Consider the following 24,555-nt stretch of genomic DNA (forward strand, 5'->3'; position numbering starts at 1 on the left):
CCGGACAAGCATCGAGCCTGATATCAGGCTCGACTTGAACGATTCGAGGCCAGGTAAGGTAACGCTTGCAGGCCGTTACGTCACCTGGCAGCTGGACACTATCCCTGTGCCCATGATGCCAAACAGCAAAAACTAGCCCGGAACGCGGCGGATTTTGGCGCCCAGCATTTGCAGTTTTTCTTCGATGCACTCGTAACCACGGTCTATGTGGTAGATGCGATCGATCAGGGTATCGCCTTCCGCCACCAGCGCCGAAATCACCAGGCTGGCAGAAGCACGCAGGTCGGTGGCCATTACTGGCGCGCCCTTGAGGGTTTCAGTGCCGGTCACGATGGCAGTGTTGCCTTCAACCTGGATCTTGGCGCCCATGCGGTGCAGTTCATACACGTGCATGAAGCGGTTTTCGAAGATCGTCTCGATCACTGCACCCGTGCCTTCGGCAATGGCGTTGAGCGAGATGAACTGCGCCTGCATGTCGGTCGGAAACGCCGGGTACGGAGCAGTACGCACGTTCACCGCTTTAGGGCGTTTGCCGTGCATGTTCAGCTCGATCCAGTCTTCACCGGTGGTGACCTCGGCGCCTGCTTCCTTGAGCTTCTCAAGGACGGCTTCAAGGATGGTCGGATCAGTGTCCTTGACCTTCACGCGGCCACCGGTGACGGCAGCGGCTACCAGGTAAGTACCGGTTTCAATACGGTCCGGCATGACGCGGTAAGTCGCCGAATGCAGCTCTTTGACGCCATCAATGGTGATGGTGTCAGTACCAGCACCGCTTACCTTGGCGCCCATGGCGTTCAGGAAGTTGGCCAGGTCGACGACTTCAGGCTCGCGTGCAGAGTTCTGCAATACGCTGCGGCCGTTGGCCAGTGCTGCGGCCATCATGATGTTCTCGGTACCGGTCACGCTGACGGTATCAAAGAAGAAGCTGGCACCGCGCAAGCCGCCTTCAGGCGCCTTGGCCTTGATGTAGCCACCTTCAACGTCGATCACTGCGCCCATGGCTTCAAGGCCGCGGATGTGCAGGTCAACCGGACGCGAGCCAATGGCGCAGCCGCCCGGCAAGGCAACTTCAGCGTAACCGAAACGTGCAACCATCGGACCCAGTACCAGGATCGATGCGCGCATGGTTTTCACCAGCTCATACGGCGCGACCAGGGTTTTGATGGTGTTCGGGTTGATTTCGACACTGAGCTTTTCATCGATCACCGGCTCAATGCCCATGCGACCGAACAGCTCGATCATGGTGGTGATGTCATGCAAATGCGGCAGGTTGGCTACAGTGACCGGGCCATTGCACAGCAGGGTCGCTGCCAGGATCGGCAGGGCAGAGTTCTTCGCCCCGGAAATGCGGATCTCGCCATCAAGGCGGGCACCGCCGGTAATAATCAATTTATCCATAACAATCTCGACGCCAATGGGCTCAGGGGGCTCAGGTGCGCTCGGCCCAGGCCGCGCTGCTGAAGAATTTCATAGTGACCGCATGGATGCTGCCATCAGCGATCCACGGGTTCAAATGGGCATAGATGCTTTGTTGACGTTTGACCGGGCTCAGGGCCACCAGTTCGTCACTGATCACGTTCAACTGAAAGTTGCAGCCTTCGCCCTCAACTTCTACCTGGGTTCCTGGCAGCTTTCCTTCAAGAAAGCTCTTCACTTCTACGGCCTGCATGCTCAACCTCAATCGGCGCCTAACGCGCACGGGTCGGCCATCATACAAAAAAGCCCCGCGCCTGCGAACCCCGCATAACAGGACTCTGACAGGGGGGCTTATTTATATGTGGCGATTAATGATGTGCCAGCAGCTCGGTCACACCCGAAACCTGGGCGATTTCGCGCATGTCTTCGGGCATGGCACGAATGCTCAATGGCTTGTTCAGGGCCTGGGCATCACGGATATAACACAGCAGCAGCGACAAACCGACGCTGCTCGATTTGGTAACGCCCGAGCAGTCAACCACCAGCTCTTTGGCCAGGGCTTTTTTGATCAGGGCCTGACCTTCTGTGCGCAAACGGGGGCCAGTCTGATAATCGAGCACGCCACTAAGGCGTAGCTCGCTCTCGCCGGCCAGGGTTATGGCCGCTTCACTCATTGCCCGGCTGCCTTGGGCGATGCCGCATCAGTGGTCTGCTTGGCCTTGGCCACTTCACCCGCCCAGTTGTCGATGGTTTTATCCAGGTTGTTGCCGTTGCGCTGCATGGCATCGGCGAACTGATCGCGGAACAGCTTGCCGATATTGATGCCATTGATGATCACGTTACGCACTTTCCACTCGCCGTTGACCTTGTTAAGGGTATAGGACAATGGATAAATGGCGCCGTTGTCACCCTTGACGGTCATGTCGACACTGGTGCGATCGCCGCTTTCGTCCTTGGCCGGGCCAACGGTGATGCCCTGATTCTTGAACTCAAGCAAGGCATTGCCGTAGAACTGCATCAGGCTGCGCTTGAAGTTCTCTTGAAAGCGCTGCATCTGGGCAGGCGTTGCATTGCGCGAGTACTTGACCGTCATGATGCTTTTGGAGATGCCATCAACATCTACTGCAGGGCCGACGATTTCGTTCAGGGCATCATAGAACTTGCTTGGGCTTTGTTTGTATTGCTCCTTGTTGGCAGCCAGGTCGGCCAGCAACCTTGTCGTGGTATCTGAAACGATGTCATGGGCCGACTGCCCCGGCGCGGCGTTCGCCACCAGAGGAAGGGCTGCGGCCAGTATTACCAGCAGGCCACGGCGCAAGAGAGAAATCATCTGGAAGCTCCTTATTTGGCGTCTTTGCTAACGGTATTGAGCAGGAATTTACCGATCAGGTCTTCAAGAACCAGCGACGACTGCGTGTCGTGAATGGTGCCGCCGTCCTTGAGGGTCGCGTCTTCGCCACCCACGCTGATGCCGATGTATTTCTCGCCCAGCAGGCCTGCTGTGAGGATAGACGCTGTCGAATCCACAGGCAGGTTATCCACCGCTTTTTCGAGCTGCAATGTGACGCGGGCCATGTAGTTGTCACGGTCCAGGTCGATTGCTGTCACCTTGCCGATGGTCACGCCAGCCATGGTGACTTTGGCGCGCACGGTCAGCCCGGCAATATTGTCGAAATTGGCATAGAGCTTGTAGGTGTCAGTGCTCGCCGTCGGGGACAGCCCGCTGACCCGCAAGGCAAGCAACAGCAAAGCCAGGATGCCAGCCAGCAGGAACAGGCCGACACCGATTTCCATGGTGCGGTTTTGCATCAGAAATCTCCAAACATCAAGGCGGTCAATATAAAGTCCAGCCCGAGGACTGCCAGTGAGGCATACACCACGGTCTTGGTAGTGGCACGGCTGATCCCCTCTGAGGTGGGCTCACAGTCATAACCTTGAAACACGGCAATCCAGGTCACCACAAAGGCAAACACGATGCTTTTGATGATCCCGTTAATTACGTCACCACTGAAGGTTACGCTGTTTTGCATGTTGGCCCAGTAGGAGCCGTCGTAGACACCGAGCCAGTCCACGGCAACCCACGAACCACCCCAGATCCCGACCACGCTGAAAATCATCGCCAGCACAGGCAGGGAGATAAACCCGGCCCACAACCGCGGCGCAATGATGTACTTGAGCGGATCAACACCGATCATTTCCAGGCTGGACAGCTGCTCGGTCGATTTCATGTTGCCGATTTCAGCCGTCAGCGCCGACCCTGCGCGCCCGGCGAACAGCAAGGCGGTAACCACGGGACCCAGTTCGCGCAACAGGGTCAGGGCCACCATCTGCCCCACTGCCTGCTCCGAACCATAGCTGGACAGGATACTGAAGCCTTGCAGTGCCAGTACCATGCCGATAAATATGCCGGACACCACGATAATGACCAGCGACATGACGCCAACGGAATGCAGCTGCCTGACCAGCAAACCAAACCCGCCCCCGATACCGCCACGCCCCAGCAGTGCATGAAACAGGAACACTGCCGAACGCCCCAGTACCGCAACGGTGTCGATCCCGGCCCGGCCGAACAGACCGATACGGCTCATTAATGACATCTTGCGCATCAGCGCTTCCCCAGTAGATCGGTTCGGTAGTCCGACGCCGGAAAGTGGAACGGAACCGGGCCATCCGGGTCGCCGGTCATGAACTGGCGAATGCGCGGGTTATCGGCGTTCATCAATTCTTCGGGCGTGCCCTGCCCCAGCACCTGGCCATCGCCGACTACATATAGATAGTCGGCAATGCTCGCAGTTTCAGCCAGATCGTGAGAAACCACGATACTGGTAATGCCCAGCGCATCATTGAGCAAACGAATCAGGCGTACCAGCACGCCCATTGCAATGGGATCCTGCCCCACGAAGGGTTCGTCATACATCAGGATCTGCGGATCCAGGGCAATCGCCCGCGCCAGCGCCACCCGGCGTTTCATGCCGCCGGACAACTCGTCGGGCATCAGGTCGATAGCTCCGCGCAAGCCCACCGCCTGCAATTTAAGCAGCACGATGTCACGGATCATTTCTTCCGGCAGCTCGGTATGCACCCGCAACGGGAAAGCAACGTTCTCGAACACGTCCAGATCGGTAAAAAGCGCACCGCTCTGAAACAACACGCCCATATGCTTGCGGGCATCAAACAAATCACTGCGCGACAGGGCCGGCAGGTTTTGATTGTTGACCCACACTTCGCCGCTGTTGGGACGCAGTTGCATGCCCATCAGGCGCAACAGTGTGGTCTTGCCGCAGCCAGACGGCCCCATGATCCCCGTGACCTTGCCACGCGGGATGCGAATATCGACATTATTGAAGATGCTGCGCGTACCGCGCTTGAAGGACACTCCCTTCAGCTCGACCGCGTAGGCGTTATCGGCGCTCATCTAAACTCCTTGCGATGCAGCCTCTGCCTCTCACCCGGACACCAAACTTCTTGTGAAGAAGCACGCGTTCCCTGGCGGGCCGAACTGGCGGCGAACTATACCACTGCTCATAGTGACCGCCCAAGACCGAAGGAGTGCCGGTTAAGTCTCAGTACAGTGAAATAAAGATGTTTTTTCTGCAAACACACGCGCACTTTGTAAGCACATGCAATAAAGCACAGCGATCAAGCGTGAGGGAACGCCACATAACCGCTATAATCGTTGCCTTTTCTCAGGCTACCCGACTTCAACCATGAGCCAATCCAGCGACCTGATCCAATCCGCCCAACGCACCATCCGCCTCGAACTGGAAGCCGTAGAGGGCTTGCTGACACATATCGACGCAGATTTCGTACGCGCTTGCGAGATGATTTTGGCCAGTAAAGGCCGGGTGGTCGTGGTCGGCATGGGCAAGTCAGGACACATCGGCAATAAAATTGCCGCAACCCTGGCCAGCACCGGCACCACGGCTTTTTTTGTCCACCCGGCAGAAGCCAGCCACGGCGACATGGGCATGATTACCCGCGATGACATTATTCTCGCACTGTCCAACTCCGGCTCGACCGCCGAAATCGTCACCCTGCTGCCACTGATCAAGCGCCTGGGCATCAAGCTGATCAGCATGACCGGCAACCCCGAATCGCCGCTGGCCAAGGCCGCCGATGTCAGCCTGGATGCCCGCGTGGCCCAGGAAGCCTGCCCGTTGAATCTGGCACCGACCTCGTCCACCACGGCAACCTTGGTGCTGGGCGATGCACTGGCTATTGCCCTGCTTGAAGCTCGCGGTTTTACTGCAGAAGATTTCGCCTTTTCCCACCCCGGCGGAGCACTGGGCCGACGCCTATTGCTGAAAGTGGAAAACGTCATGCACTCTGGTGATGAACTGCCGCAAGTCGTGCGCGGTACATTGCTCAAGGAAGCGTTGATGGAAATGACCCACAAGGGCCTGGGCATGACCGTCGTCATAGAAGAGGACGGTCGACTGGCCGGAATCTTTACTGACGGCGACTTGCGCCGCACCCTGGACCGCGAAATCGACATCCGCAACGCCACCATCGACGCGGTCATGACCCCGCACGGCAAAACCGCCCGCGCCGACATGCTGGCAGCCGAAGCCCTTAAAATCATGGAAGACCACAAAATCAGCGCGCTGGTGGTGGTCGACAAGCAAGATCGTCCGGTTGGCGCCTTGAACATGCACGATCTGCTACGCGCAGGAGTAATGTAATGACCCAGGAACTTCTCAAGCGCGGCAAGGGCATCAAGCTGGCCATTTTTGACGTTGACGGCGTATTGACCGACGGCCGCCTGTATTTCCTCGAAGATGGCAGCGAATTCAAGACCTTCAATACCCTCGACGGCCAGGGCATCAAGATGCTTATGGCCGCCGGTGTGCAAACGGCAATTATCAGCGGCCGCAAAACCCCGGTGGTCGAGCGTCGCGCACAAAACCTGGGCATCCCGTATCTGTACCAGGGCCGCGAAGACAAATTGGTCGTACTGGACGAGCTTCTTGGCCAACTCAACCTAAGCTATGAACAGGTTGCCTACCTGGGAGATGACTTGCCCGACCTGCCGGTTATCCGCCGGGTAGGTCTGGGCATGGCCGTGGCCAACGCTGCGGACTTTGTCCGCGAGCACGCCCACGGGGTAACCCGGGCGCGGGGTGGCGAAGGTGCCGCCCGTGAATTCTGCGAGCTGATTCTGCGTGCCCAGGGCAGCCTGGACGCAGCCCACGCCGCCTACCTATAGAGCTTTCTATGCTGAGCAAAAAGATTCGCCAAATAGTGCTGTTTACAGTGATTGCCTCGCTGTTTGCAGCTGCTGGCTACTGGAATATCAGGCCGGAACGTTTTCTCAATGCCCCTACCCTGGCGGTGGATGAAAACGCTATCGACTACTACGCCACCAATGCACACAGCCGTCAGTTTTTACCTGACGGCAAGCTGCAGTACGACATGACGTCCGAGAAGCTTGAACATTTGAAGGCTTCCGAGGTCACTCAGATGACCCAACCGAAAATGCAGCTCTACCGCGGCACGGCCTACCCGTGGAACGTGCAGAGCGAGCGCGGTGAAGTCAACCCGGATGGCACCGAGGTCGAGCTTATCGATTCGGTGCGCATCGCGCGCACTGACGAAAAAAACCGCACCACCATTATTACCAGTACCCGTATGACTGTATTCCCCCAGAAGGAATATGCGCAGACCGAGCGAGACGTTAGAATCGACGGCGCTGGCGGCGTAACCACTGGCAAGGGCATGAAAGCATATTTGAAAGACGGCAGGATGGACCTGCTGTCCAACGTAAGAGGACAGTATGAGTCTCGTTAAAACCCTCCCTTTATTGCTCAGCCTGAGCGCAGCACTGGGAAGCGTGAGCGCCTGGGCTCTGCCGAACGACACCGAACAACCTATTCGCATCCAGGCCAACGAGGCACAACTGGATGACAAGCAAGGTATTGCCACCTACAAGGGCGATGTCATCATCACCCAGGGCTCGATGAAAATCACCGGCAACACCGTCACCATCACCCGTAATGCTGCGGGCGAAATCGACGTGGTGACATCCGTCGGCAACCTGGCCTACTTCGAGCAACTGCAAAAAGCCACTGACCCCAAACCGGTACAGGCTTATGCCGTCACCATTCAATACCATGCACCACAAAACCGCATCGTACTGATTGACAAGGCCAAAGTGATCAACGACGGCAACACCACCGAGGGCGAGAAAATCGTCTACGACACGGTAAAACAAATTGCCAGTGCCGGTCGCGCCAATGGCGCCAATGTCACCGCACCTCGCCCGCGCATCGACATGGTGATCCAGCCCAAGAAGAAAACCGACCAGCAGAAGGCCCAGTAATGGCAACTCTGAAAGCCCAGCATCTGGCCAAAAGCTACAAGAGCCGTCAGGTAGTACGTGATGTCAGCCTGTCGATCGACAGCGGGCAAATCGTGGGCCTGCTCGGCCCCAACGGCGCGGGCAAAACCACCTGTTTCTACATGATTGTCGGCCTGGTGCACGCCGATCAGGGTCGCGTACTGATCGATGACCTGGACGTCAGCCACGAGCCCATGCATGGTCGCGCACGCGCCGGTATCGGTTACTTGCCACAGGAAGCCTCGATCTTTCGCAAGCTGTCGGTGGCCGACAACATCATGGCAATCCTCGAAACCCGCAAGGAGCTCGACAAGACCGGTCGTCGCAAGGAGCTGGAAAGCCTGCTGCAGGAATTCCATATCAACCATATTCGCGACAACCTGGGCATGAGCCTGTCGGGCGGTGAGCGCCGTCGGGTAGAAATTGCCCGCGCACTGGCCACGGCACCCAAGTTCATCCTGCTCGACGAACCCTTTGCCGGTGTCGATCCGATCTCGGTGGGCGACATCAAACAAATCATCTACCACCTCAAAGCCAAGGGCATTGGCGTGCTGATCACCGACCACAATGTCCGTGAAACCCTCGATATCTGCGAAACGGCCTATATCGTCAATGACGGGCAATTGATCGCTGAAGGCGATGCTGAAACGATTCTGGCCAACAAGTTGGTGCGGGAAGTTTACCTGGGTCACGAGTTCCGCCTGTAAGCCCGGACACATCTTGGGCAGCCAGGGCATCCGGGCAGTAAAAATGCGCCAGCATTTTATTGCCCGAATATTCAACGGGGTGCTCTCGATCAGTTCACCACCCGCAAACTAATTTAGACCGCCCCCTAGGCAAACGCACCGGTTTCAGGCATATAATTTGCTTATGTTTGGCGCTCACGCGCCCTGTAGTGGATGGCGCCATGTGCGCCGGCGAATAAGGTGTTAAGCCCCTGCCATGAAACCATCGCTAGTCCTGAGAATGGGCCAGCAGCTGACAATGACACCTCAGCTGCAACAGGCCATCCGCCTGCTCCAATTGTCGACCCTCGATCTGCAACAGGAAATCCAGGAAGCCCTGGAGTCCAACCCCATGCTCGAGCGCCAGGAAGAAGGCGACGACTTCGACAATGCAGACCCCCTTGCCGACAACATTGAGCAAAAGCCCAATCCCGACGTTCAAGAGCCCACCTACCAGGAAACTGCCCAGACCGTAGATAATCTGGAAGACGGTGACTGGGGTGAGCGCATTCCCAACGAACTGCCCGTGGACACTGCCTGGGAAGACATCTACCAGACCAGCGCCAGCAGCCTGCCAAGCAACGACGATGACGAGTGGGACTTCACCACCCGCACCTCGACCGGTGAAAGCCTGCAAAGCCACCTGCTGTGGCAATTGAACCTGGCTCCGATGTCCGACACCGACCGTCTGATCGGCGTAACACTGATCGACTGCATCAACAACCAGGGCTACCTGGACGAAACCCTCGAAGAAATCCTCGAAGCCTTTGATCCGGAACTGGACATTGAACTCGATGAAATCGAAGCCGTCCTGCATCGCATCCAGCAATTCGAACCGGCTGGCATTGGCGCGCGCAACCTGGGCGAATGCCTGCTCCTGCAATTGCGCCAACTGCCTGCCAAGACCCCCTGGCTGAGCGAGGCCAAGCGCCTGGTCACCGACTACATCGACCTGCTTGGCGCACGCGACTACAGCCAGCTGATGCGCCGCATGAAGCTCAAAGAGGACGAACTGCGCCAGGTCATTGAACTGGTACAAAGCCTCAACCCGCGCCCGGGTTCGCAAATCGAATCCAGCGAAGCCGAATACGTCGTACCTGACGTGATCGTGCGCAAGGACAACGAGCGCTGGCTGGTCGAGCTTAACCAGGAGTCCGTACCGCGCCTGCGCGTGAACGCGCAATACGCCGGTTTCGTACGCAGAGCCGATACCAGCGCCGACAACACCTTTATGCGCAACCAGCTGCAGGAAGCACGCTGGTTTATCAAAAGCCTGCAAAGCCGCAACGAAACCCTGATGAAAGTGGCGACCCAGATCGTCGAGCACCAACGCGGCTTTCTCGAGCATGGCGATGAAGCCATGAAACCCCTGGTACTGCACGATATCGCCGAAGCGGTGGGCATGCACGAATCCACCATTTCCCGGGTTACCACACAAAAATTCATGCATACCCCACGGGGCATTTATGAACTTAAATACTTTTTCTCCAGCCACGTCAGCACCTCTGAAGGCGGCGAATGCTCCTCCACCGCGATCCGTGCCATCATCAAAAAACTGGTTGCAGCGGAAAATCAGAAAAAGCCGTTGAGTGACAGCAAGATCGCTGGTTTACTGGAGGCACAAGGTATTCAGGTAGCCCGTCGCACCGTCGCCAAGTACCGCGAATCCCTCGGGATAGCGCCTTCGAGCGAACGCAAGCGTTTGATGTAAGCCACGGACCCCGGCGTTTCAGTGGCAGGCTGCTCGGCCTGCCGCTTTATGCAATGGCATCAAAGGAGAAACTGTATGCAAGTCAACATCAGTGGACACCAACTGGAAGTCACCGAACCGCTACGCGCATACATCGGCGAAAAACTCGACCGACTGGAGCGTCACTTCGACAAGATTACCAACGTACAGGTAACGATGGCGGTCGAAAAACTGAAACAGAAAATCGAGGCCACCTTGCACATCCATGGAGGAGAAGTCGTTGCCAACGCCGAGCATGACGATATGTATGCCGCCATCGATCTGCTCACTGACAAGCTTGATCGCCAACTGAAAAAGCATAAGGAAAAGACCCAAAGCCTGCTCCAGGGCGCGACCGGTCGTTAATACTCCCTACCCATGATCCGACTTGAAAGTATCCTGACCCCCGGCCGTTCCCTGGTGAACGCGCCGGGCGGCAGTAAAAAGCGTGCACTCGAACATATTGCCAACCTGATCAGCCGCGAAGTGCCTGGTCTCGAAATGCAGGATGTTTTCGAGAGCCTTATTGCCCGTGAAAAACTGGGTTCCACCGGTTTTGGCAACGGCATCGCCATACCCCATTGCCGCCTCAAGGGCTGCGAGTCGCCTGTAAGCGCCTTGCTGCACCTCGACGCCCCCATAGATTTCGACGCCATCGATGGCGCGCCGGTCGACCTGCTTTTCGTTTTGCTGGTGCCAGAAGCGGCAACCGATGCACACCTGGAACTGCTCCGGCAGATTGCCAGCATGCTCGATCGCAAAGACGTGCGCGAAAGACTGCGCAACGCACCTAGCAACGAAGCGTTGTATCAGGTTGTTCTGGACGTACAGAACGGTCATTAATCATGCGCTTAGTCATAGTCAGCGGACGCTCCGGCTCCGGTAAAAGCACTGCCCTCGCCGTCCTTGAAGACAACGGTTTCTATTGCATCGACAACCTGCCAGCCGGCTTGCTGCCGGAACTGGCCGAACGCGCGTTGATTCACACTGAACTGGCCCAGCCACTGGTGGCCGTTTCGATCGATGCGCGCAACCTGCCGAGTCATTTGTCACGTTTTCCGCAGTTGCTTGAAGAGGTGCGTAACCGGCATATCCAGTGTGACGTGCTGTACCTGGATGCCGACGAAGAAACCTTGCTCAAGCGCTTCTCGGAAACCCGCAGGCGCCACCCGCTCAGCAGCGCGAGCCGCTCCCTTGCCGAAGCCATTCGCGATGAAACCCAGCTTTTGGGCCCCATTGCCGACCTCGCTGACCTGACCATCAACACCACCAATCTGAATCTGTATCAGTTACGTGACACCATCAAGCTGCGTCTGCTGAACAAGCCAGAGCCAGGCACCGCCTTTTTGGTGGAGTCGTTCGGTTTCAAGCGCGGTATGCCGGTGGATGCCGACCTGGTGTTTGACGTGCGTTGCCTGCCCAACCCGTACTGGAAACCCGAGCTGCGCGAGCAGTCAGGGCTGGACCAGCCGGTAGCCGATTATCTGGCGGCGCAACCTGATGTCGAAGAGATATTCCAGGACATCTCCAGCTACCTGCTTAAATGGCTACCGCGCTTTGCAGCCAGCAACCGCGCCTATGTGACAATCGGAATCGGCTGCACGGGCGGGCATCACCGTTCCGTGTACCTGACCGAACGCCTGGGCAAATGCCTGCAAGAAACTCTGAAGAACGTCCAGGTTCGCCACCGCGACCTTACTTGAAGGATCTACCCCGCGATGCCTGCAGTGGAAATTGAAATCATCAACAAACTGGGCTTGCACGCCCGTGCATCGGCAAAGTTTGTCGGCATCGCAGGGCAGTTTCCATGTCAGATCCAGGCGGGTCGCACCCCTGAGTCGATGGTCGACGGCAAAAGCATCATGGCCATGATGATGCTGGCCGCCGGCAAGGGCACAACCATCCACATCAAGACCGAAGGTGAGAAGGATCAGGAAGCGCTGGACGCACTGGTTGCCCTGATCAACAACTACTTTGATGAAGGCGAATAAGCCTGAAGCTTTTTCGACGCAGCGGCAGGAAAACTGCCACCGTGGGAGGGAGCCTGTTCGCGAAGGTCGTTCGCGAGCAGGCTCGCTCCCACGGCAGGAATTGATCGACTAAAGAGTATCTGCAGAGATCGATTCAACCAAGCGCCGTATCCATCACCATCATCAAACAAAAGCCGACACACAACCCCAGGCTCGCCAGCTTTTCGTGGCCATTGCGCCGCGACTCGGGGATGACTTCCTGGGTGACCACCAGCAGCATCGCCCCGGCCGCCAATGCCAGACCCAACGGCAACAGCACCTCGGCCAAGTTGACCAGCCAGGCACAGAGCACCGCAAAGACCGGCTCAACCAGACCTGATGCCGCACCAATCAGGAACGCCTTGACCCGCGACATGCCCGCCCCTGCCAATACAAGGGCAATCACCAGGCCTTCCGGCACATCCTGCAACGCAATGCCCATCGCCAGGCTATCGGCATCCGGCATGCCGCCACCCGCCGACACCCCGACCGCCATGCCTTCAGGAATGTTGTGCGCCACAATGGCAATCACAAACAACCAGATGCGCGGCGCGATGACCGGCTCGCCGGGGCGACTGACAAATACCTCCGGCCCGGCGCCCGAGACCTTGCGATCCACCAGAAACAGGCAGAATGCGCCCAGCAGGATCCCTGCACTTATAAGCCCGCTGGCGGGCCAGGGTGACAACCCCAGGCTTTGCGCTGCCGCAATGCCCGGCACAATCAGCGAAAAGGCCGTGGCCGCCAGCATCACACCGGCCCCAAAGCCCAGCAGAGTGTCACTGACCGCCACCGGCATTTTTCGAATAACCAGGACAGGCACGGCGCCTAACGCCGTGCCCAGTGCACACAACGCACCGCCCTGCAGCGCCCGCAGCAGCCGGGGCTCCAGATCCAGCCAGACCAGCCCCTTGGCAACCAACAGGGCCGTACCCGCCAACAGCAAAAGCGTACCGAAGGCATAGCGAAACATTCGAACGCCACCGACCGCTAAAATTTGCGTGCCCATAATCCGCCTGAATCCTTTCGTTGCGCTTAGCCAATCGCCGCTTGATAGCGTCGCGCCACTTCCGGCCAGTTGATCACGTTGTAAAACGCGTTGATATATTCCGGGCGGCGGTTTTGATAGCGCAGGTAATACGCGTGCTCCCACACATCAAGCCCCAGGATCGGCGTATTGCCGTTCATCAGCGGGCTGTCCTGGTTGCCGCTGCTTTCGATTACCAGCGTTTTTTGCGGGGTCACGCTCAACCATGCCCAGCCACTGCCAAAACGCGTCAGCGCGGCTTTGGTAAAGTTTTCCTTGAACGCCTCCAGACCACCCAACTGCTCGTCAATCGCCTTGGCCAGCGCACCTTCGGGCTTACCCCCGCCTTTAGGGCTCATGACTTCCCAGAACAACGAGTGGTTGGCATGCCCGCCACCCTGGTTGATCACTGCAGCGCGCAGCTTTTCGGGCAACTGATGAACACTGGCCACCAGTTTTTCCACCGGCCACTTGGCCCATTCGGTGCCCTCTACGGCCGCATTGAGGTTATTGATGTAGGTCTGGTGATGCTTGGTGTAGTGAATTTCCATGGTTTGCGCATCAATATGCGGTTCAAGCGCGTCATAGGCATAAGGCAATGCAGGCAAGGTGTAAGTCATTTCAATGTGCTCCTAAGTGATGGCCGCTAACTGTCGAGAACTCATGGCTGCTCTGAGCCACATTGCTTTTGAGCAACAGGTTGGAGCGCGGGTACTCGCCGTACTCACTGATAAAATTCAAAAGCTCTACGTAGGTCTTGCTGCTCTGACGCAGCGCCGCTTCACGCAATGCTGTCGGCAGGCGCGCGTTCTGCATGGTTTGCAACAATCGCTGATGAATCGCACAGAGGTACTCCACGCTCTCCTCCGGTTGATTGAGGCGCAAATGCAGATCCGCCAGGTTGTGGTGTGAAATGACGCAGGCGGCCACTGCTTCGTCGGCATCACTCCAGCGCTCGAACAGCACCTGGGCCAGGGCCAGCGCCTGCAGATAATGCTCGCGGGCATCGACCAGTTCGCCTTCGGCGAAACAGCGGTTGGCTCTTTCGATCGTGCGTTTCCAGTGATCCATGTGAACCTCCAAAGCAGTGTCGATGGATTAAACGCCGCCGGCGGTGAGTTTCTCGGGGTCGAGAAGGACCTCAAGCTGGCTGCGTGACAAATCCGTGTATTCAAGTGCCACATCGATTACCGGGCGCCCTTGCTGGTAAGCGGTCTTGGCAATTTCGGCGGCTTTTTGATAACCGATGATCGGGTTCAGTGCCGTTACCAGGATCGGATTGCGCGACAGCGCCTCCTTGAGCTTGGCTTCATTGACCTTGAAGCTGGCGATGGCCTTGTCAGCCAACAGGCGGCTTGAGTTGGCCATGAGTTCGATGCTGCTCAACAGGTTGTGCGCAATCACCGGCAGCATGACGTTCAGTTCGAAATTGCCGGACTGACCTGCCACGGTGATCGCCGCGTCGTTGCCGATGACCTGGGCCGCGACCATCGCCGTGGCTTCCGGAATCACCGGATTGACCTTGCCCGGCATGATCGACGAGCCCGGCTGTAACGCCTCAAGTTCGATTTCGCCCAGACCGGCCAGGGGGCCGGAGTTCATCCAGCGCAGGTCGTTGGCGATTTTCATCAGTGACACTGCCGTGGCCTTCAACTGACCAGAAACAGCCACTGCGGTGTCTTGCGAACCAATCAAGGCAAACAGGTCCTTGCCCGGCGTGAAGGCCACCCCGGTCAGCTCGCTGAGTTGCTGACTGAATAACGCAGCAAACTGCGGGTGGGCGTTAATCCCGGTGCCCACCGCGGTACCGCCCTGGGCCAGGGCTTGCAGAGCTGGCTGCAGGTTATGCAAATGCTCGATATTGGCCTTGAGCTGCTGCGCCCAGCCATTGAGCACCTGGCTCATGCGTACCGGCATCGCGTCCATCAAGTGGGTGCGCCCGGTTTTGACGTAGGCGTGAACCTCGATCGCCTTGCGCTCGATAACCTGCACCAGATGGCTCAGCGCCGGCAGCAACTGCTCGTGCAGGCCCAGTGCAGCGCTGACATGGATGGTGGTCGGGATAATGTCGTTGCTGCTTTGCCCGCAGTTGACGTGATCGTTGGGGTTCACCGGCTCGCCCAGCAGCCGCGTGGCCAGGGTTGCAATCACTTCGTTGGCATTCATGTTGGAGCTGGTGCCCGAACCGGTCTGGAAAATATCCACCGGGAAGTGCTCCATGAAATCACCGGTCAACAGGATCTGGGTGGCCTCGACAATCGCCTCGCCCTGGGCCGCGCTGATCTGCTTGAGTTCAACGTTGGCCAGGGCCGCTGCGCCCTTGGCCAGGATCAGGGCGCGAATGAATTGCGCAGGCATGCGTTGATGGCTGATGGGGAAGTTGTCGACTGCACGCTGGGTTTGCGCACCGTACAACGCGGATTCAGGCACACGCAACTCACCCATGCTGTCACGTTCGATACGAGTGTTACTCATCGGGAAATCCTTGCACCAGTTCTGTTAAAGAAATTGAAGGTTCGAGCTCGCAGGTTGCCAACTGCCAGGCAAAGCTTTGCCAGCGCTTGAGTCGGCAATTGCACAGGGCTTGGGTTTCGAGGTCGCGCAGCGGACGCCACGCGTTGTCCAGGCACAGATTGCGCCAGTGCCAAGGCAGCGCGGTGTCAGTGGCTGTGTCTAGCATCAGGCGGAAGGTGGTGACCGCAATCAACCACGGGGAAGTGGCTGTACAGCCAGCAAGATAGCGGCCTTCAGCCAGGTAATGCTCGATCAGGCGCGGTTCGTCCGGCGCCAGCCCGCAGCGGATCTGGCGGCTCATCCAGCGCCAGCTTTCTAGATACAGCCCTTCACGCAACGCAGAACTCATGACCCAGGCTCACTCGATAATGAGATTCATTATTAAGCGATATTGATTATCAAAACAAGTCTGCTAAAGGACAGGATGCACAAACACAAAAAAGGCGTATCACCGCTGCAGTGATACGCCTTGGCATGGAACAGGCCAGTCTTAGCTGCCCGCCACCATCATGCGTTCAATCAGCACCGAACCGGTGCGGATGTTGCTGCGCAGCTCCAGATCGTTGCCCACGGCCACGATCTGTTTAAACATATCGCGCATATTGCCGGCGATGGTCACTTCCTGCACCGGGAACTGGATTTCGCCATTCTCGACCCAGAAACCCGCCGCGCCACGGGAATAGTCACCGGTGACCATGTTCAGGCCGCTGCCCATTAACTCGGTGACAAACAGACCACGCCCCATTTTGCGAATCAAGGCTGCCTGGTCTTCATCACCGTGTGTCACAAAGAGGTTATGCACGCCGCCGGCGTTGGCAGTGCTCGGCATGCCCAGTTTGCGCCCCGAGTAAGTGCTCAGGATGTACGAAACCAACTCGCCGTCCTTGATAAACGGTTTGGCGTAAGTGGCCAGGCCATCATTGTCGAACGACGAGCTGCCCATGGCGCGCATCAGGTGCGGGCGCTCATCCAGGGTCAACCATTCAGGGAAAATCTGCTGCCCCATTGCATCGAGCAGGAACGACGATTTACGGTACAGGTTGCCACCCGAGATTGCCCCCAGGAAACTGCCAAACAGGCCGCCAGCCAGTTCGGCCGAGAACAGCACCGGCACCTCGCACGTCGGTACCGGGCGCGAGCCCAGTCGCCGGGCAGCGCGCTCGGCGGCGCGCTGGCCAATGCTCACGGCGTCCATCAACAACTCGCCCTGGCAATTGACGTCATACCAGTAGTCACGCTGCATCTGGCCGTCGCCTTCGGCAATCATTACGCAGCTGAGGCTGTGACGGGTCGAAGCCGAGCCGCCGATAAAACCATGGCTATTGCCGTACACGCGGCAGCCCTGATGGGTGCTGAGGGTGGTGCCATCGGCATTTTTGATCCGGCTGTCGGCCTCAAATGCAGCGGCTTCGCAGGCCAGGGCCTTTTCAATGGCCTGCTCGGGGGTGATGTCCCAGGTGTGGAACACATCAAAGTCTTTCAGTTCACGCGCCATCAGGCTGGCATCGGCCAAACCCGAGCTTTCGTCTTCCGAGGTGTGTTTGGCAATCGCCAGGGCGGCGGCGACGGTTTCGCGGATGGCATCCGGGCCGGTGGCCGAGGTGCTGGCCGAGCCTTTGCGCTGGCCTACATAGAGGGTGATGCCAAAACCCTGGTCACGGTTGAACTCTACGGTTTCAACTTCGCGCTGACGTACCGAGGTCGATAACCCCTGCTCCAGCGACACGGCTACTTCACAGGCGCTGGCACCCTGGCGCCTGGCTTCGGCGATGATTTGCTCGACCTGTTCCTGCAGTGCCGGCAAGGCCTGCGGGCCGACGCTTTGAACTGCACTCATGGTTTTCTCCACTCAAATTCTGTTTTCGGCAGGGCCGCCGAGCGACCGGGCCGGACAAGCGGCCCCCGACTGGTTATCATGGCGGCGTTTCTTTGCGGACTGCCACCATGGTTGATTCTTACGACGACGCCTTCGACGGCGAAAAAAGCAAATCGCAGGTCAAACGCGAGCTTCATGCTCTGGTTGATCTGGGCGAGCGTCTCACGACACTCAAGCCTGACTTGCTGAACAAAATGCCCCTGACTGACGCTATGCGTAAGGCTTTGGCAGATGCTCCAAAACACACGGCTCATATTGCGCGCAAGCGCCATATGATGTTCATCGGCAAACTGATGCGCGATCAACCGCTTGACGAAATTCTTGCCTTGATCGATCAAGTCGATGCCTCTTCTCGCCAGTACAACGAACGTTTTCACAACCTCGAGCGCTGGCGTGATCGCCTGATCGAGGGTGATGACGCTGTACTGGAAAAGTTTGTTGCCGAGTTCCCTGAAGCCGACCGCCAGCAAATGCGTTCGGTGATACGTCAGGCCAAACACGAGCTGGCTCATAACAAGGCACCGGCTTCAAGCCGCAAATTGTTCAAGTACATCCGTGGGTTGGACGAGACTCAACGCGGTCTGCGTTAAGCCTCGTACCCGTGAAGGTTGCCTGGCAACCTTCACGGGACCTCCCCTCAACCGCCCGTACCGCCTACAGTGATCGCGTCAATCTTCAGGGTTGGCTGGCCGACACCTACCGGCACCGACTGCCCATCCTTGCCACACGTGCCTACGCCGCTGTCCAGCGACAGATCGTTACCGACCATCGACACCTTGCTCATTGCTTCCGGCCCGTTGCCAATCAGGGTCGCGCCTTTGACTGGGCGAGTGATTTTGCCGTCTTCAATCAGATAGGCTTCGCTGGTGGAGAACACAAACTTGCCGCTGGTGATATCGACCTGACCACCACCCAGATTGGCGCAGTAGATGCCCTTTTTCACCGAAGCGATGATTTCGGCAGGATCGCTTTCGCCGCCCAGCATGTAGGTGTTGGTCATGCGCGGCATCGGCAAGTGCGCATAGGATTCGCGACGGCCGTTGCCGGTGCGCGCCACGCCCATCAGACGGGCATTGAGCTTGTCCTGCATATAGCCCTTGAGCACGCCGCTTTCAATCAGGGTGGTGCACTCGGTCGGGGTGCCTTCGTCATCCACGCTCAGCGAGCCACGGCGGCCCGCCAGGGTACCGTCATCGACGATGGTGCACAGTTTGGAAGCAACCATTTCGCCCATGCGTCCGCTGTAGGCAGAACTGCCCTTGCGGTTGAAGTCCCCTTCCAGACCGTGACCCACCGCTTCATGCAACAGTACGCCGGACCAACCCGAGCCCAGAACCACCGGCATGGTGCCTGCCGGAGCCGGTACCGCTTCGAGGTTGACCAGGGCCTGGCGCAACGCTTCACGGGCGTAACCCATGGCACGATCGTCAGTGAGGAAATAGCGGTAGTCGGTACGCCCGCCACCACCATGACCGCCGCGCTCGCGACGGCCATTCTGCTCAACGATGACGCTGACGTTGAAACGCACCAGCGGCCGGATATCTGCCGCCAGCCCGCCATCGGTGGAGGCCACCAGAATCCGCTCCCAGACCCCGGCCATGCTCACGGTGACTTGCTGGATACGCGGATCGAGGGCGCGGGTGGCGGCATCGACACGCTTGAGCAGCTCGACCTTTTCTGCGCGGCTGATGACTTCCAGCGGGTTGTCCGGGCCATACAGCTGAGCCACGTCCTGGGTGGTGAACGCCTGCACCGTGCCGTTTTGCCCGGCGCGGGAGATCGAGCGGGCGGCGCGGGCAGCCTGACCCAATGCTTCCAGGGTAATGGCATTGCTGTAGGCAAAGCCGGTCTTCTCGCCAGACTGGGCGCGAACACCTACACCCTGGTCGAGGTTAAAGCTGCCTTCTTTGACGATGCCGTCTTCCAGCGCCCAGGATTCGGAAATCTGGCCCTGGAAATACAGGTCTGCCGCGTCGATACCCGGCCCGGCCAGGTCGCCCAATACGCTTTGCAGGCTTTCGATGGTGACACCTCCGGGTGCCAACAGGTGTTCGCTGACTGAGGTCAACAACTCGCTCATAATCACTCCGTCTTGGCCCCTGCTTCAGCATCTTTGAGTGCTGAACCCTCGGGCCTGAAAAATCTGTTCTGTGGGAGCGGGCTTGCTCGCGATGGCATCGATGCGGGGCAACGGTTACACCCTGTCGCCTGCATCGTGAGCAAGCCCGCTCCCACTTAAATTAGATGGGCGTTGAACCGCCGATGGCTCACCACCGGCATGCGCGCCCTGATATCCGCCTGCTCAAGCGCATCGCGGCGGGCCAGCAACACCCCCTCGCCCTGCGCCTGCTCGGCCAGCACCCGCCCCCAGGAATCGATAATGGCTGCATGCCCCCAGGTTTCTCGCGGGCCCGGATGCACGCCGCCCTGGGCCGCTGCAAGGATATAGCACTGGGTTTCAATGGCGCGGGCGCGTATCAGTATCTCCCAATGGGCCGCACCCGTGACAGCGGTAAAGGCCGAGGGCGCGGTAATCAGTTCAGCGCCCGCAGTGCGCAGCTCACTGTACAGCTCCGGGAAGCGCAGGTCATAACATACGCTCAGGCCCAGCTTGCCCACCGGGGTATCAACCACCACCACACGCTTGCCCCGGGCATAGTCATCAGACTCGCGATAGCGGCCACGGTTGTCAGACACATCCACATCAAACAAGTGCAATTTGTCGTAACGGGCCGCTTGCTCGCCCTCGGCGTTGATCAGCAATGAACAAGCATTGACCTTGGCTTCAGGCTGCCCCTCGGGGGGCAGAGGCAAAGTACCAGCCACTACCCATAACTTGAGGTCGCGGGCGGTCTGTTTCAACCAGGGCAGGATCGGGCCCTCGCCCAACGCCTCGGCGCGGCCGATGGCGGCAGTATCGCGACGGCCCATCGCGGCAAAGTTCTCGGGCAACACGGCCAGTTGCGCACCGCCTTGGGCAGCCTCTTCCAGCAGGCGACGGGCCTGGGCCAGATTGGCCAGGACATCGCTCTGGCTGACCATTTGAATCACTGCCAGGGTCATGCTGCGCTCCTAGTGTTTCTCGAAAGGCTTGTCGAAGGTGATTTTCGGATCGTTCCACGGGCCCTGGATGCTGTATTGCACGCTGGCGAAGCGCGACACCTGGTCACCGATCAGCTTGTTGAGCAGGAACATCGCCCCGCCCGCTGCCGGCCCGCCCACCAACAGCGCTGCAAGGGGCAGGTTATTGGTCACGGGCAAGGTCACCAGCAGCTTGGCGTCGACCCGGTCGGTGACCATGTTCAATGTACCGTTAAGTTCCAGATTGGTGGACGGCCCGGTCATCAGGATCGGCTTGCCTGTGCTGTACACGCCGCTGCGGGCATTGAGCACGCCCTTGACCCGGTCATAGCTCAGGCCCTTGCCGAACAGGTCGGAGAAGTCCAGGCGCAGACGGCGGCCAATGGCGTTGAAGTTGAGCAAGCCAAAAATGCGCAGCACCTGGGCGCTGCCGTCGACTTCCACAAACTGCCCCTTGTTGAGCGAGGCGTCCAGTGTGCCGGAGAAACGCTTGAGACCAATCCACGCTGGCGAACCGGGCCAGTTGCCATCGATGTCCACATGAAAGTTGTCGCTGGTGACGCTGGGGGCAAAGCCCCAGTTCTTCAGCACCGTGGCCAGGTTGCCGCCACCCAGGCGCCCCTGGTACCAGCTTTTGCTGTTACCAGGGGCGCCTTCCCAGCCGCCCGAACCTTCAAGCAGCATGCCCTTGAGCCCCAGATTGAGACTGGTAAGGCTGATGCCACGGCTGTTGGGTCGAATGTTGAGTGACCAGGCACCAAGCAGGTCCGCCCCCTGGTAGAGCTGGCGAATAATGATGTCCAGGGCCGGTATTTTGCGCGGGTCGACCGCAGCCAGCGGGTCGGGGGCATTCTCGTCTGCCACCGTCTTGGGATCAGGCGCAGGCAGGCGAATGGTCTGCATGTTGACCACAATCGGCGCGTTGTTCGCATCCGGTAAGGTCACGGCGCCGATGGCCTGCTTGCTGTCGATTTGCAGCGCCCAGGAGGCGGCGACGCGCTTCATGACCAGGCGCACCTGATCCAATTGGCTGCCGAAGGCAATCAACTTGCCGACTTTAAAGTCCGCACTGCTGAGCAGTTGCTTGGCGCTGCCGCCGGGGTCATTGCCGGCATATCGTTCGACCAGCGCCTGCCAGGGGGCGACGTCCAGCTCCGACAGCACGCCGCGAATGCGCAGGCCCTTGGTCGTGGGCAAAACGGGTTTGCCATCGCCCAGGAACAACTCGCCACGCCCGTCTTCAAACTTGCCATTGGGGGCAGCAAAGGTCAGGTTGACCAAGTCGCCGTAGTCAAACCAGTACCGCCGCTCGGCGCCTTGCAGAGTCATGCGAAACACGCTGTTGCGGCTTTCATTGGCCGCCAGCCCGAAGGGTGCCGGCAAATCCACCACCGCGCCCTTGAGGCTGGAGCTGACGCGTAACTGGCTGTCGGCACCGTCCAGGGTCAGTTGCAACTGATAGGGCAAGTCACCGCTTACCGGGATCGGTTGATTGAACTTGAGCCAGTCCGTGAGTTTTTTCACCCCCACCTGACCGCTGGCCACCACCCGGGTGCTGATGCGGCCAGGCTTGCCGTCGGCAAAGATCTGCGCGGTGATCGGGCGATCGAACGCCCGGGCGCTGATGCCCTTGCCGCTCAGGCCCTTGGCACTGTCAAAGCGCAGGTCACCCTTGAGCTGGGTCAGTTCAAGCTCGGGTTCGCTGATTTTCAGGCGCGCCTTGTCGACGTTGAAGTCCACCAGGATTTTTGGCTCCACACCCTTTTCCAGCGGGATGTCCAGATCAACACGGCCCTTCAGCGAACCTTCACCCTGCCAGCCAGCGAACGTTTCTGCGGTACCTATCGGTGCTTCCTGAAGAATTTTCAGACCGTCCCCCAGCCCGCCCTCAAAGTCGCCATCCAGAAACAGATGGCTGACCTTGCCGGCAGGCACATGCGGGATGCTGACAGCCACGTTACGCACACGGGTGTCGAGTAGCTGACCTTTGCTGGCCATGATCCGCACACCGCTATCTTCAATAAACACATCGCCCGACACGTTACGCACATGGGGCCAGCCAGGCTGGAACGCCAGTTCTGCGCCATGCACCTTGAAAAACAGGCTGATATTGCGCGCCGCCGCAACGGCGTCATGGCTCAGCGAACCTTGATACTGGAAGAAGCCCTCTTCGACTGCGCCTTTGATAATCGCGGTGCTCAGCCACTCCGAAAGCGCCGGACTCAGTACTTCAGGCAGGTACTTGGGGGTAAAACGGCCGTCGCCATCTGTCAGGCCCACCCGCAGGTCCATGTAATCTTCCTGGGAATGGTCAAGGTGAATGCGGATCAAAAAGTCGGCCGCGATATTGCCCTCTTCCCCCAGCACTTTGATGTAGGGCGCAATCAGGGTGAAGCTGTCCTTGTTCAGGGTCCAGGTCAGCAGGGCATTGGCTTGCAAGTATTGCCAGGGCTTGGCGAAGATCGGGTCGAGGTGCAGCATGAAGTCTTTGCTGTCCAGGCGCAGTTCGCCCTTGCCCAGGTCGCCGCTGATCAGGCCACTGACATTGCGCGCCGCCGGAGCGCCGTGGGTGGCATTGAAGCCGACCTGCTCCAGATTGGCCGCAAAGCTGATTTTTTGATCGTCCGTGGCTGCTGGTCGATAATCAGCCAGCACATTGCGCAAGGTGCCGGTAACGCTCAATTGATCGATGACTTTGGCGACGGCTTCCGGCACGGGGGCCAGTGAGTCCATCAGCGGCGTGATCGGGGTCAGGTCCAGGCGGTCGGCCTGCAGGTGCCAACGCTCCTGCTCCTTGTCGGTGGCCGCGAACTGCTGCAGTTGCAGACGGGTTTCCCAACGGGTCTTGCCCAGGTTCATGGCCAGTGAGTCGAGCACCACCCTGAAACCCTGTTTGCCGCGCTCAGCCCAGGCATGCAGCGCCAGGTTCTCGATGGTCTCGGGTTTGCGATCGGCATAGGCACCACTGAACCGGGTCGCATTCAGGCGCGCCACCGCGCTCTGTACCGAGCCCTGGCTCCAGTTGAACCAGAACTCGCCTCCAGCCTTGAGCTCGGAGACTTTCCACGGTGCGATCAGCGTGGCCGGCAGCCACTTGGCCCAATCACTTTGCGGCAGGCTCACATAGGCCTGGGCCGCACCGTCACGCCAGTGGCTGGCCTGAACCTGTGTGCTGAGGCTCAGCGCCACGGGCTGGCCATCGGGCAAGGTCAGCCGCGCATCAAGACGCTGGTCCGACGCGCCGACGTCCAGCGTCAGCCCGACATAAGTCAGGGTCAGCGGGGATTGTTTGTAGGGTTCCAGGGTCACCTGGCTGTCGAGCACCGACAACCGCGCCACACGTTGCAGCTGGTTGAGCAACTGCTCAGGGTCAAGCGGCTGGTCATCCTGCACCGGCAGCCCTTCGAGTGCCCAGTGGCCGTGTTCATCCTGGCGCAAGCTCAGTTGCAGACCATTGAGTTGCACGTGACCAATACGGATATCACGGTTCAACAGGCTGGCCCACACATCGGGCACCACCTGCACTTCATCCAGACGCAGGGCGCTGTTGCCCTCACCGACCATGACGTCGTGGGCCTTCAATACCGGCGCCATGCCGCTCCAGCTTCCTTCCAGGCTGCCAATGGTCAATGGCATGCCCAGCGCTTCACGGGCTTTGCTCTGCACTTCAACGCGGTATTCGGCGATCAGGGGGGTCAATTCACGGCCGATACTGACGTACAACGCCGTCAGGACCAAAACCAGAGCGCACGCGCCCAGCCCCCAACGGGTCAGCGCGGCAAAAAAGCGTGTCAGACGCTCCATGTCAGGTGGCCCCTTAAATAATGATCGTAGGGGCCGG

The 24,555-nt window shown here is 58.9% G+C and carries 27 protein-coding genes; 11 read left to right on the forward strand and 16 right to left on the reverse strand.

Features of this window, described 5'->3' with window-relative positions; all coding sequences use genetic code 11:
* Nucleotides 1–132: 132 nt before the first annotated feature.
* The 7 genes from murA to ACP7BE_RS17920 form a co-directional block, all read right to left on the reverse strand.
* A complete protein-coding gene (gene murA / locus ACP7BE_RS17890; RefSeq protein ID WP_095001150.1) occupies nt 133–1,398 on the reverse strand; it encodes a UDP-N-acetylglucosamine 1-carboxyvinyltransferase in 1,266 nt (421 codons plus the stop codon).
* A gap of 31 nt (nt 1,399–1,429) precedes the next feature.
* The gene (locus tag ACP7BE_RS17895) at nt 1,430–1,669 is read right to left on the reverse strand and encodes a BolA family protein (protein ID WP_003439919.1); all 240 of its coding nucleotides are present in this window, start codon (nt 1,667–1,669) and stop codon (nt 1,430–1,432) included.
* Nucleotides 1,670–1,784: 115 nt separating this feature from the next.
* Nucleotides 1,785–2,090 (reverse strand): STAS domain-containing protein, encoded by a 306-nt coding sequence (locus tag ACP7BE_RS17900; protein WP_095001149.1) that lies wholly within the window; start codon nt 2,088–2,090, stop codon nt 1,785–1,787.
* Complete coding sequence (locus ACP7BE_RS17905; protein ID WP_095001148.1) at nt 2,087–2,746, reverse strand: MlaC/ttg2D family ABC transporter substrate-binding protein; 660 nt, start codon at nt 2,744–2,746, stop codon at nt 2,087–2,089. The genes ACP7BE_RS17900 and ACP7BE_RS17905 overlap by 4 nt, the downstream gene beginning before the upstream one ends.
* An 11-nt stretch (nt 2,747–2,757) precedes the next feature.
* The gene (gene mlaD / locus ACP7BE_RS17910) at nt 2,758–3,225 is read right to left on the reverse strand and encodes an outer membrane lipid asymmetry maintenance protein MlaD (protein ID WP_095018238.1); all 468 of its coding nucleotides are present in this window, start codon (nt 3,223–3,225) and stop codon (nt 2,758–2,760) included.
* Complete coding sequence (mlaE, locus tag ACP7BE_RS17915; RefSeq protein WP_095001146.1) at nt 3,225–4,022, reverse strand: lipid asymmetry maintenance ABC transporter permease subunit MlaE; 798 nt, start codon at nt 4,020–4,022, stop codon at nt 3,225–3,227. The genes mlaD and mlaE overlap by 1 nt, the downstream gene beginning before the upstream one ends.
* Nucleotides 4,022–4,831: an ATP-binding cassette domain-containing protein gene (locus ACP7BE_RS17920; protein WP_095001145.1), complete on the reverse strand. Its 810-nt coding sequence runs from the start codon at nt 4,829–4,831 to the stop codon at nt 4,022–4,024. The genes mlaE and ACP7BE_RS17920 overlap by 1 nt, the downstream gene beginning before the upstream one ends.
* A gap of 292 nt (nt 4,832–5,123) precedes the next feature.
* Between ACP7BE_RS17920 and ACP7BE_RS17925 the strand changes: the two genes are divergently transcribed.
* The 10 genes from ACP7BE_RS17925 to ACP7BE_RS17970 all read left to right on the forward strand — a co-directional run bounded on the left by ACP7BE_RS17925 (nt 5,124) and on the right by ACP7BE_RS17970 (nt 12,198).
* Complete coding sequence (locus tag ACP7BE_RS17925; RefSeq protein WP_095001144.1) at nt 5,124–6,098, forward strand: KpsF/GutQ family sugar-phosphate isomerase; 975 nt, start codon at nt 5,124–5,126, stop codon at nt 6,096–6,098.
* Nucleotides 6,098–6,622, forward strand: a complete 525-nt coding sequence (locus ACP7BE_RS17930; protein ID WP_095001143.1) for a KdsC family phosphatase — start codon at nt 6,098–6,100, stop codon at nt 6,620–6,622. Before ACP7BE_RS17925 ends, ACP7BE_RS17930 begins: the two co-directional genes overlap by 1 nt.
* Before the next feature lie 8 nt (nt 6,623–6,630).
* Entirely contained in the window at nt 6,631–7,203 is a 573-nt protein-coding gene (gene lptC, locus ACP7BE_RS17935) for an LPS export ABC transporter periplasmic protein LptC (protein ID WP_095001142.1), read from the forward strand.
* Complete coding sequence (gene lptA, locus ACP7BE_RS17940) at nt 7,190–7,735, forward strand: lipopolysaccharide transport periplasmic protein LptA (RefSeq protein WP_095001141.1); 546 nt, start codon at nt 7,190–7,192, stop codon at nt 7,733–7,735. Before lptC ends, lptA begins: the two co-directional genes overlap by 14 nt.
* Nucleotides 7,735–8,460, forward strand: coding sequence for an LPS export ABC transporter ATP-binding protein (gene lptB / locus ACP7BE_RS17945; protein ID WP_095001140.1), 726 nt, complete (start codon nt 7,735–7,737; stop codon nt 8,458–8,460). Before lptA ends, lptB begins: the two co-directional genes overlap by 1 nt.
* Before the next feature lie 235 nt (nt 8,461–8,695).
* A complete protein-coding gene (locus ACP7BE_RS17950) occupies nt 8,696–10,189 on the forward strand; it encodes an RNA polymerase factor sigma-54 (protein ID WP_095001139.1) in 1,494 nt (497 codons plus the stop codon).
* 75 nt (nt 10,190–10,264) lie between these two features.
* Nucleotides 10,265–10,573 carry a ribosome hibernation-promoting factor, HPF/YfiA family gene (gene hpf / locus ACP7BE_RS17955; protein ID WP_016781796.1) on the forward strand — a complete coding sequence of 103 codons (309 nt, stop codon included), beginning with the start codon at nt 10,265–10,267 and terminating at the stop codon, nt 10,571–10,573.
* A gap of 12 nt (nt 10,574–10,585) precedes the next feature.
* Nucleotides 10,586–11,050: a PTS IIA-like nitrogen regulatory protein PtsN gene (gene ptsN, locus ACP7BE_RS17960; protein WP_095001138.1), complete on the forward strand. Its 465-nt coding sequence runs from the start codon at nt 10,586–10,588 to the stop codon at nt 11,048–11,050.
* A gap of 2 nt (nt 11,051–11,052) precedes the next feature.
* Nucleotides 11,053–11,910 (forward strand): RNase adapter RapZ, encoded by an 858-nt coding sequence (gene rapZ, locus ACP7BE_RS17965; protein WP_426106715.1) that lies wholly within the window; start codon nt 11,053–11,055, stop codon nt 11,908–11,910.
* Nucleotides 11,911–11,925: 15 nt separating this feature from the next.
* A complete protein-coding gene (locus ACP7BE_RS17970; protein WP_095001137.1) occupies nt 11,926–12,198 on the forward strand; it encodes an HPr family phosphocarrier protein in 273 nt (90 codons plus the stop codon).
* A 133-nt stretch (nt 12,199–12,331) separates the two neighbouring features.
* Here the strand turns inward: ACP7BE_RS17970 and ACP7BE_RS17975 are convergent, their stop codons facing one another.
* The 6 genes from ACP7BE_RS17975 to pmbA all read right to left on the reverse strand — a co-directional run bounded on the left by ACP7BE_RS17975 (nt 12,332) and on the right by pmbA (nt 17,594).
* The gene (locus ACP7BE_RS17975) at nt 12,332–13,225 is read right to left on the reverse strand and encodes a ZIP family metal transporter (RefSeq protein ID WP_095001136.1); all 894 of its coding nucleotides are present in this window, start codon (nt 13,223–13,225) and stop codon (nt 12,332–12,334) included.
* A gap of 26 nt (nt 13,226–13,251) precedes the next feature.
* Nucleotides 13,252–13,863: a superoxide dismutase gene (locus ACP7BE_RS17980; RefSeq protein ID WP_095001135.1), complete on the reverse strand. Its 612-nt coding sequence runs from the start codon at nt 13,861–13,863 to the stop codon at nt 13,252–13,254.
* A 1-nt stretch (nt 13,864) separates the two neighbouring features.
* Entirely contained in the window at nt 13,865–14,314 is a 450-nt protein-coding gene (locus ACP7BE_RS17985; RefSeq protein WP_095001134.1) for a hypothetical protein, read from the reverse strand.
* 27 nt (nt 14,315–14,341) lie between these two features.
* Nucleotides 14,342–15,718 carry a class II fumarate hydratase gene (locus tag ACP7BE_RS17990; protein WP_095018241.1) on the reverse strand — a complete coding sequence of 459 codons (1,377 nt, stop codon included), beginning with the start codon at nt 15,716–15,718 and terminating at the stop codon, nt 14,342–14,344.
* Nucleotides 15,711–16,106, reverse strand: a complete 396-nt coding sequence (locus ACP7BE_RS17995) for a FagA protein (RefSeq protein WP_426106719.1) — start codon at nt 16,104–16,106, stop codon at nt 15,711–15,713. The genes ACP7BE_RS17990 and ACP7BE_RS17995 overlap by 8 nt, the downstream gene beginning before the upstream one ends.
* Nucleotides 16,107–16,247: 141 nt before the next feature.
* On the reverse strand, nt 16,248–17,594 hold the full coding sequence (pmbA, locus tag ACP7BE_RS18000) for a metalloprotease PmbA (RefSeq protein ID WP_095018242.1): 1,347 nt from the start codon (nt 17,592–17,594) through the stop codon (nt 16,248–16,250).
* Nucleotides 17,595–17,701: 107 nt separating this feature from the next.
* Between pmbA and yjgA the strand changes: the two genes are divergently transcribed.
* A complete protein-coding gene (gene yjgA, locus ACP7BE_RS18005; RefSeq protein ID WP_016781786.1) occupies nt 17,702–18,223 on the forward strand; it encodes a ribosome biogenesis factor YjgA in 522 nt (173 codons plus the stop codon).
* A 47-nt stretch (nt 18,224–18,270) separates the two neighbouring features.
* On the opposite strand, the gene tldD is transcribed toward yjgA, so the two are convergent.
* The 3 genes from tldD to ACP7BE_RS18020 all read right to left on the reverse strand — a co-directional run bounded on the left by tldD (nt 18,271) and on the right by ACP7BE_RS18020 (nt 24,518).
* Nucleotides 18,271–19,713, reverse strand: coding sequence for a metalloprotease TldD (gene tldD, locus ACP7BE_RS18010; protein WP_426106722.1), 1,443 nt, complete (start codon nt 19,711–19,713; stop codon nt 18,271–18,273).
* Between the two features lie 155 nt (nt 19,714–19,868).
* Nucleotides 19,869–20,696, reverse strand: coding sequence for a carbon-nitrogen hydrolase family protein (locus ACP7BE_RS18015; protein ID WP_426106724.1), 828 nt, complete (start codon nt 20,694–20,696; stop codon nt 19,869–19,871).
* Nucleotides 20,697–20,705: 9 nt separating this feature from the next.
* Nucleotides 20,706–24,518: a YhdP family protein gene (locus ACP7BE_RS18020; protein WP_426106726.1), complete on the reverse strand. Its 3,813-nt coding sequence runs from the start codon at nt 24,516–24,518 to the stop codon at nt 20,706–20,708.
* Nucleotides 24,519–24,555 lie beyond the last annotated feature (37 nt).

Origin of the sequence: Pseudomonas sp. TWR1-1-3, assembly GCF_049896805.1 — a bacterium.
GTDB classification, from domain to species: Bacteria; Pseudomonadota; Gammaproteobacteria; order Pseudomonadales; family Pseudomonadaceae; genus Aquipseudomonas; species Aquipseudomonas bubulae.

What these genes read in the sequence shown, in the direction of transcription:
- ACP7BE_RS17895 (WP_003439919.1), bottom strand. Translation starts at nt 1,669, where the DNA reads ATGCAGGCCGTAGAAGTGAAGAGCTTTCTTGAAGGAAAGCTGCCAGGA.
- ACP7BE_RS17980 (WP_095001135.1), bottom strand. Translation starts at nt 13,863, where the DNA reads ATGACTTACACCTTGCCTGCATTGCCTTATGCCTATGACGCGCTTGAA.
- ACP7BE_RS17930 (WP_095001143.1), top strand. Translation starts at nt 6,098, where the DNA reads ATGACCCAGGAACTTCTCAAGCGCGGCAAGGGCATCAAGCTGGCCATT.
- rapZ (WP_426106715.1), top strand. Translation starts at nt 11,053, where the DNA reads ATGCGCTTAGTCATAGTCAGCGGACGCTCCGGCTCCGGTAAAAGCACT.
- ACP7BE_RS17925 (WP_095001144.1), top strand. Translation starts at nt 5,124, where the DNA reads ATGAGCCAATCCAGCGACCTGATCCAATCCGCCCAACGCACCATCCGC.
- ACP7BE_RS17995 (WP_426106719.1), bottom strand. Translation starts at nt 16,106, where the DNA reads ATGAGTTCTGCGTTGCGTGAAGGGCTGTATCTAGAAAGCTGGCGCTGG.
- ACP7BE_RS17970 (WP_095001137.1), top strand. Translation starts at nt 11,926, where the DNA reads ATGCCTGCAGTGGAAATTGAAATCATCAACAAACTGGGCTTGCACGCC.
- ACP7BE_RS18015 (WP_426106724.1), bottom strand. Translation starts at nt 20,696, where the DNA reads ATGACCCTGGCAGTGATTCAAATGGTCAGCCAGAGCGATGTCCTGGCC.
- ACP7BE_RS17900 (WP_095001149.1), bottom strand. Translation starts at nt 2,090, where the DNA reads ATGAGTGAAGCGGCCATAACCCTGGCCGGCGAGAGCGAGCTACGCCTT.
- pmbA (WP_095018242.1), bottom strand. Translation starts at nt 17,594, where the DNA reads ATGAGTGCAGTTCAAAGCGTCGGCCCGCAGGCCTTGCCGGCACTGCAG.
- mlaD (WP_095018238.1), bottom strand. Translation starts at nt 3,225, where the DNA reads ATGCAAAACCGCACCATGGAAATCGGTGTCGGCCTGTTCCTGCTGGCT.
- mlaE (WP_095001146.1), bottom strand. Translation starts at nt 4,022, where the DNA reads ATGCGCAAGATGTCATTAATGAGCCGTATCGGTCTGTTCGGCCGGGCC.
- ACP7BE_RS17950 (WP_095001139.1), top strand. Translation starts at nt 8,696, where the DNA reads ATGAAACCATCGCTAGTCCTGAGAATGGGCCAGCAGCTGACAATGACA.
- lptC (WP_095001142.1), top strand. Translation starts at nt 6,631, where the DNA reads ATGCTGAGCAAAAAGATTCGCCAAATAGTGCTGTTTACAGTGATTGCC.
- ACP7BE_RS17985 (WP_095001134.1), bottom strand. Translation starts at nt 14,314, where the DNA reads ATGGATCACTGGAAACGCACGATCGAAAGAGCCAACCGCTGTTTCGCC.
- ptsN (WP_095001138.1), top strand. Translation starts at nt 10,586, where the DNA reads ATGATCCGACTTGAAAGTATCCTGACCCCCGGCCGTTCCCTGGTGAAC.
- ACP7BE_RS17920 (WP_095001145.1), bottom strand. Translation starts at nt 4,831, where the DNA reads ATGAGCGCCGATAACGCCTACGCGGTCGAGCTGAAGGGAGTGTCCTTC.
- murA (WP_095001150.1), bottom strand. Translation starts at nt 1,398, where the DNA reads ATGGATAAATTGATTATTACCGGCGGTGCCCGCCTTGATGGCGAGATC.
- yjgA (WP_016781786.1), top strand. Translation starts at nt 17,702, where the DNA reads ATGGTTGATTCTTACGACGACGCCTTCGACGGCGAAAAAAGCAAATCG.
- hpf (WP_016781796.1), top strand. Translation starts at nt 10,265, where the DNA reads ATGCAAGTCAACATCAGTGGACACCAACTGGAAGTCACCGAACCGCTA.
- lptA (WP_095001141.1), top strand. Translation starts at nt 7,190, where the DNA reads ATGAGTCTCGTTAAAACCCTCCCTTTATTGCTCAGCCTGAGCGCAGCA.
- ACP7BE_RS17975 (WP_095001136.1), bottom strand. Translation starts at nt 13,225, where the DNA reads ATGGGCACGCAAATTTTAGCGGTCGGTGGCGTTCGAATGTTTCGCTAT.
- ACP7BE_RS18020 (WP_426106726.1), bottom strand. Translation starts at nt 24,518, where the DNA reads ATGGAGCGTCTGACACGCTTTTTTGCCGCGCTGACCCGTTGGGGGCTG.
- tldD (WP_426106722.1), bottom strand. Translation starts at nt 19,713, where the DNA reads ATGAGCGAGTTGTTGACCTCAGTCAGCGAACACCTGTTGGCACCCGGA.
- lptB (WP_095001140.1), top strand. Translation starts at nt 7,735, where the DNA reads ATGGCAACTCTGAAAGCCCAGCATCTGGCCAAAAGCTACAAGAGCCGT.
- ACP7BE_RS17905 (WP_095001148.1), bottom strand. Translation starts at nt 2,746, where the DNA reads ATGATTTCTCTCTTGCGCCGTGGCCTGCTGGTAATACTGGCCGCAGCC.
- ACP7BE_RS17990 (WP_095018241.1), bottom strand. Translation starts at nt 15,718, where the DNA reads ATGAGTAACACTCGTATCGAACGTGACAGCATGGGTGAGTTGCGTGTG.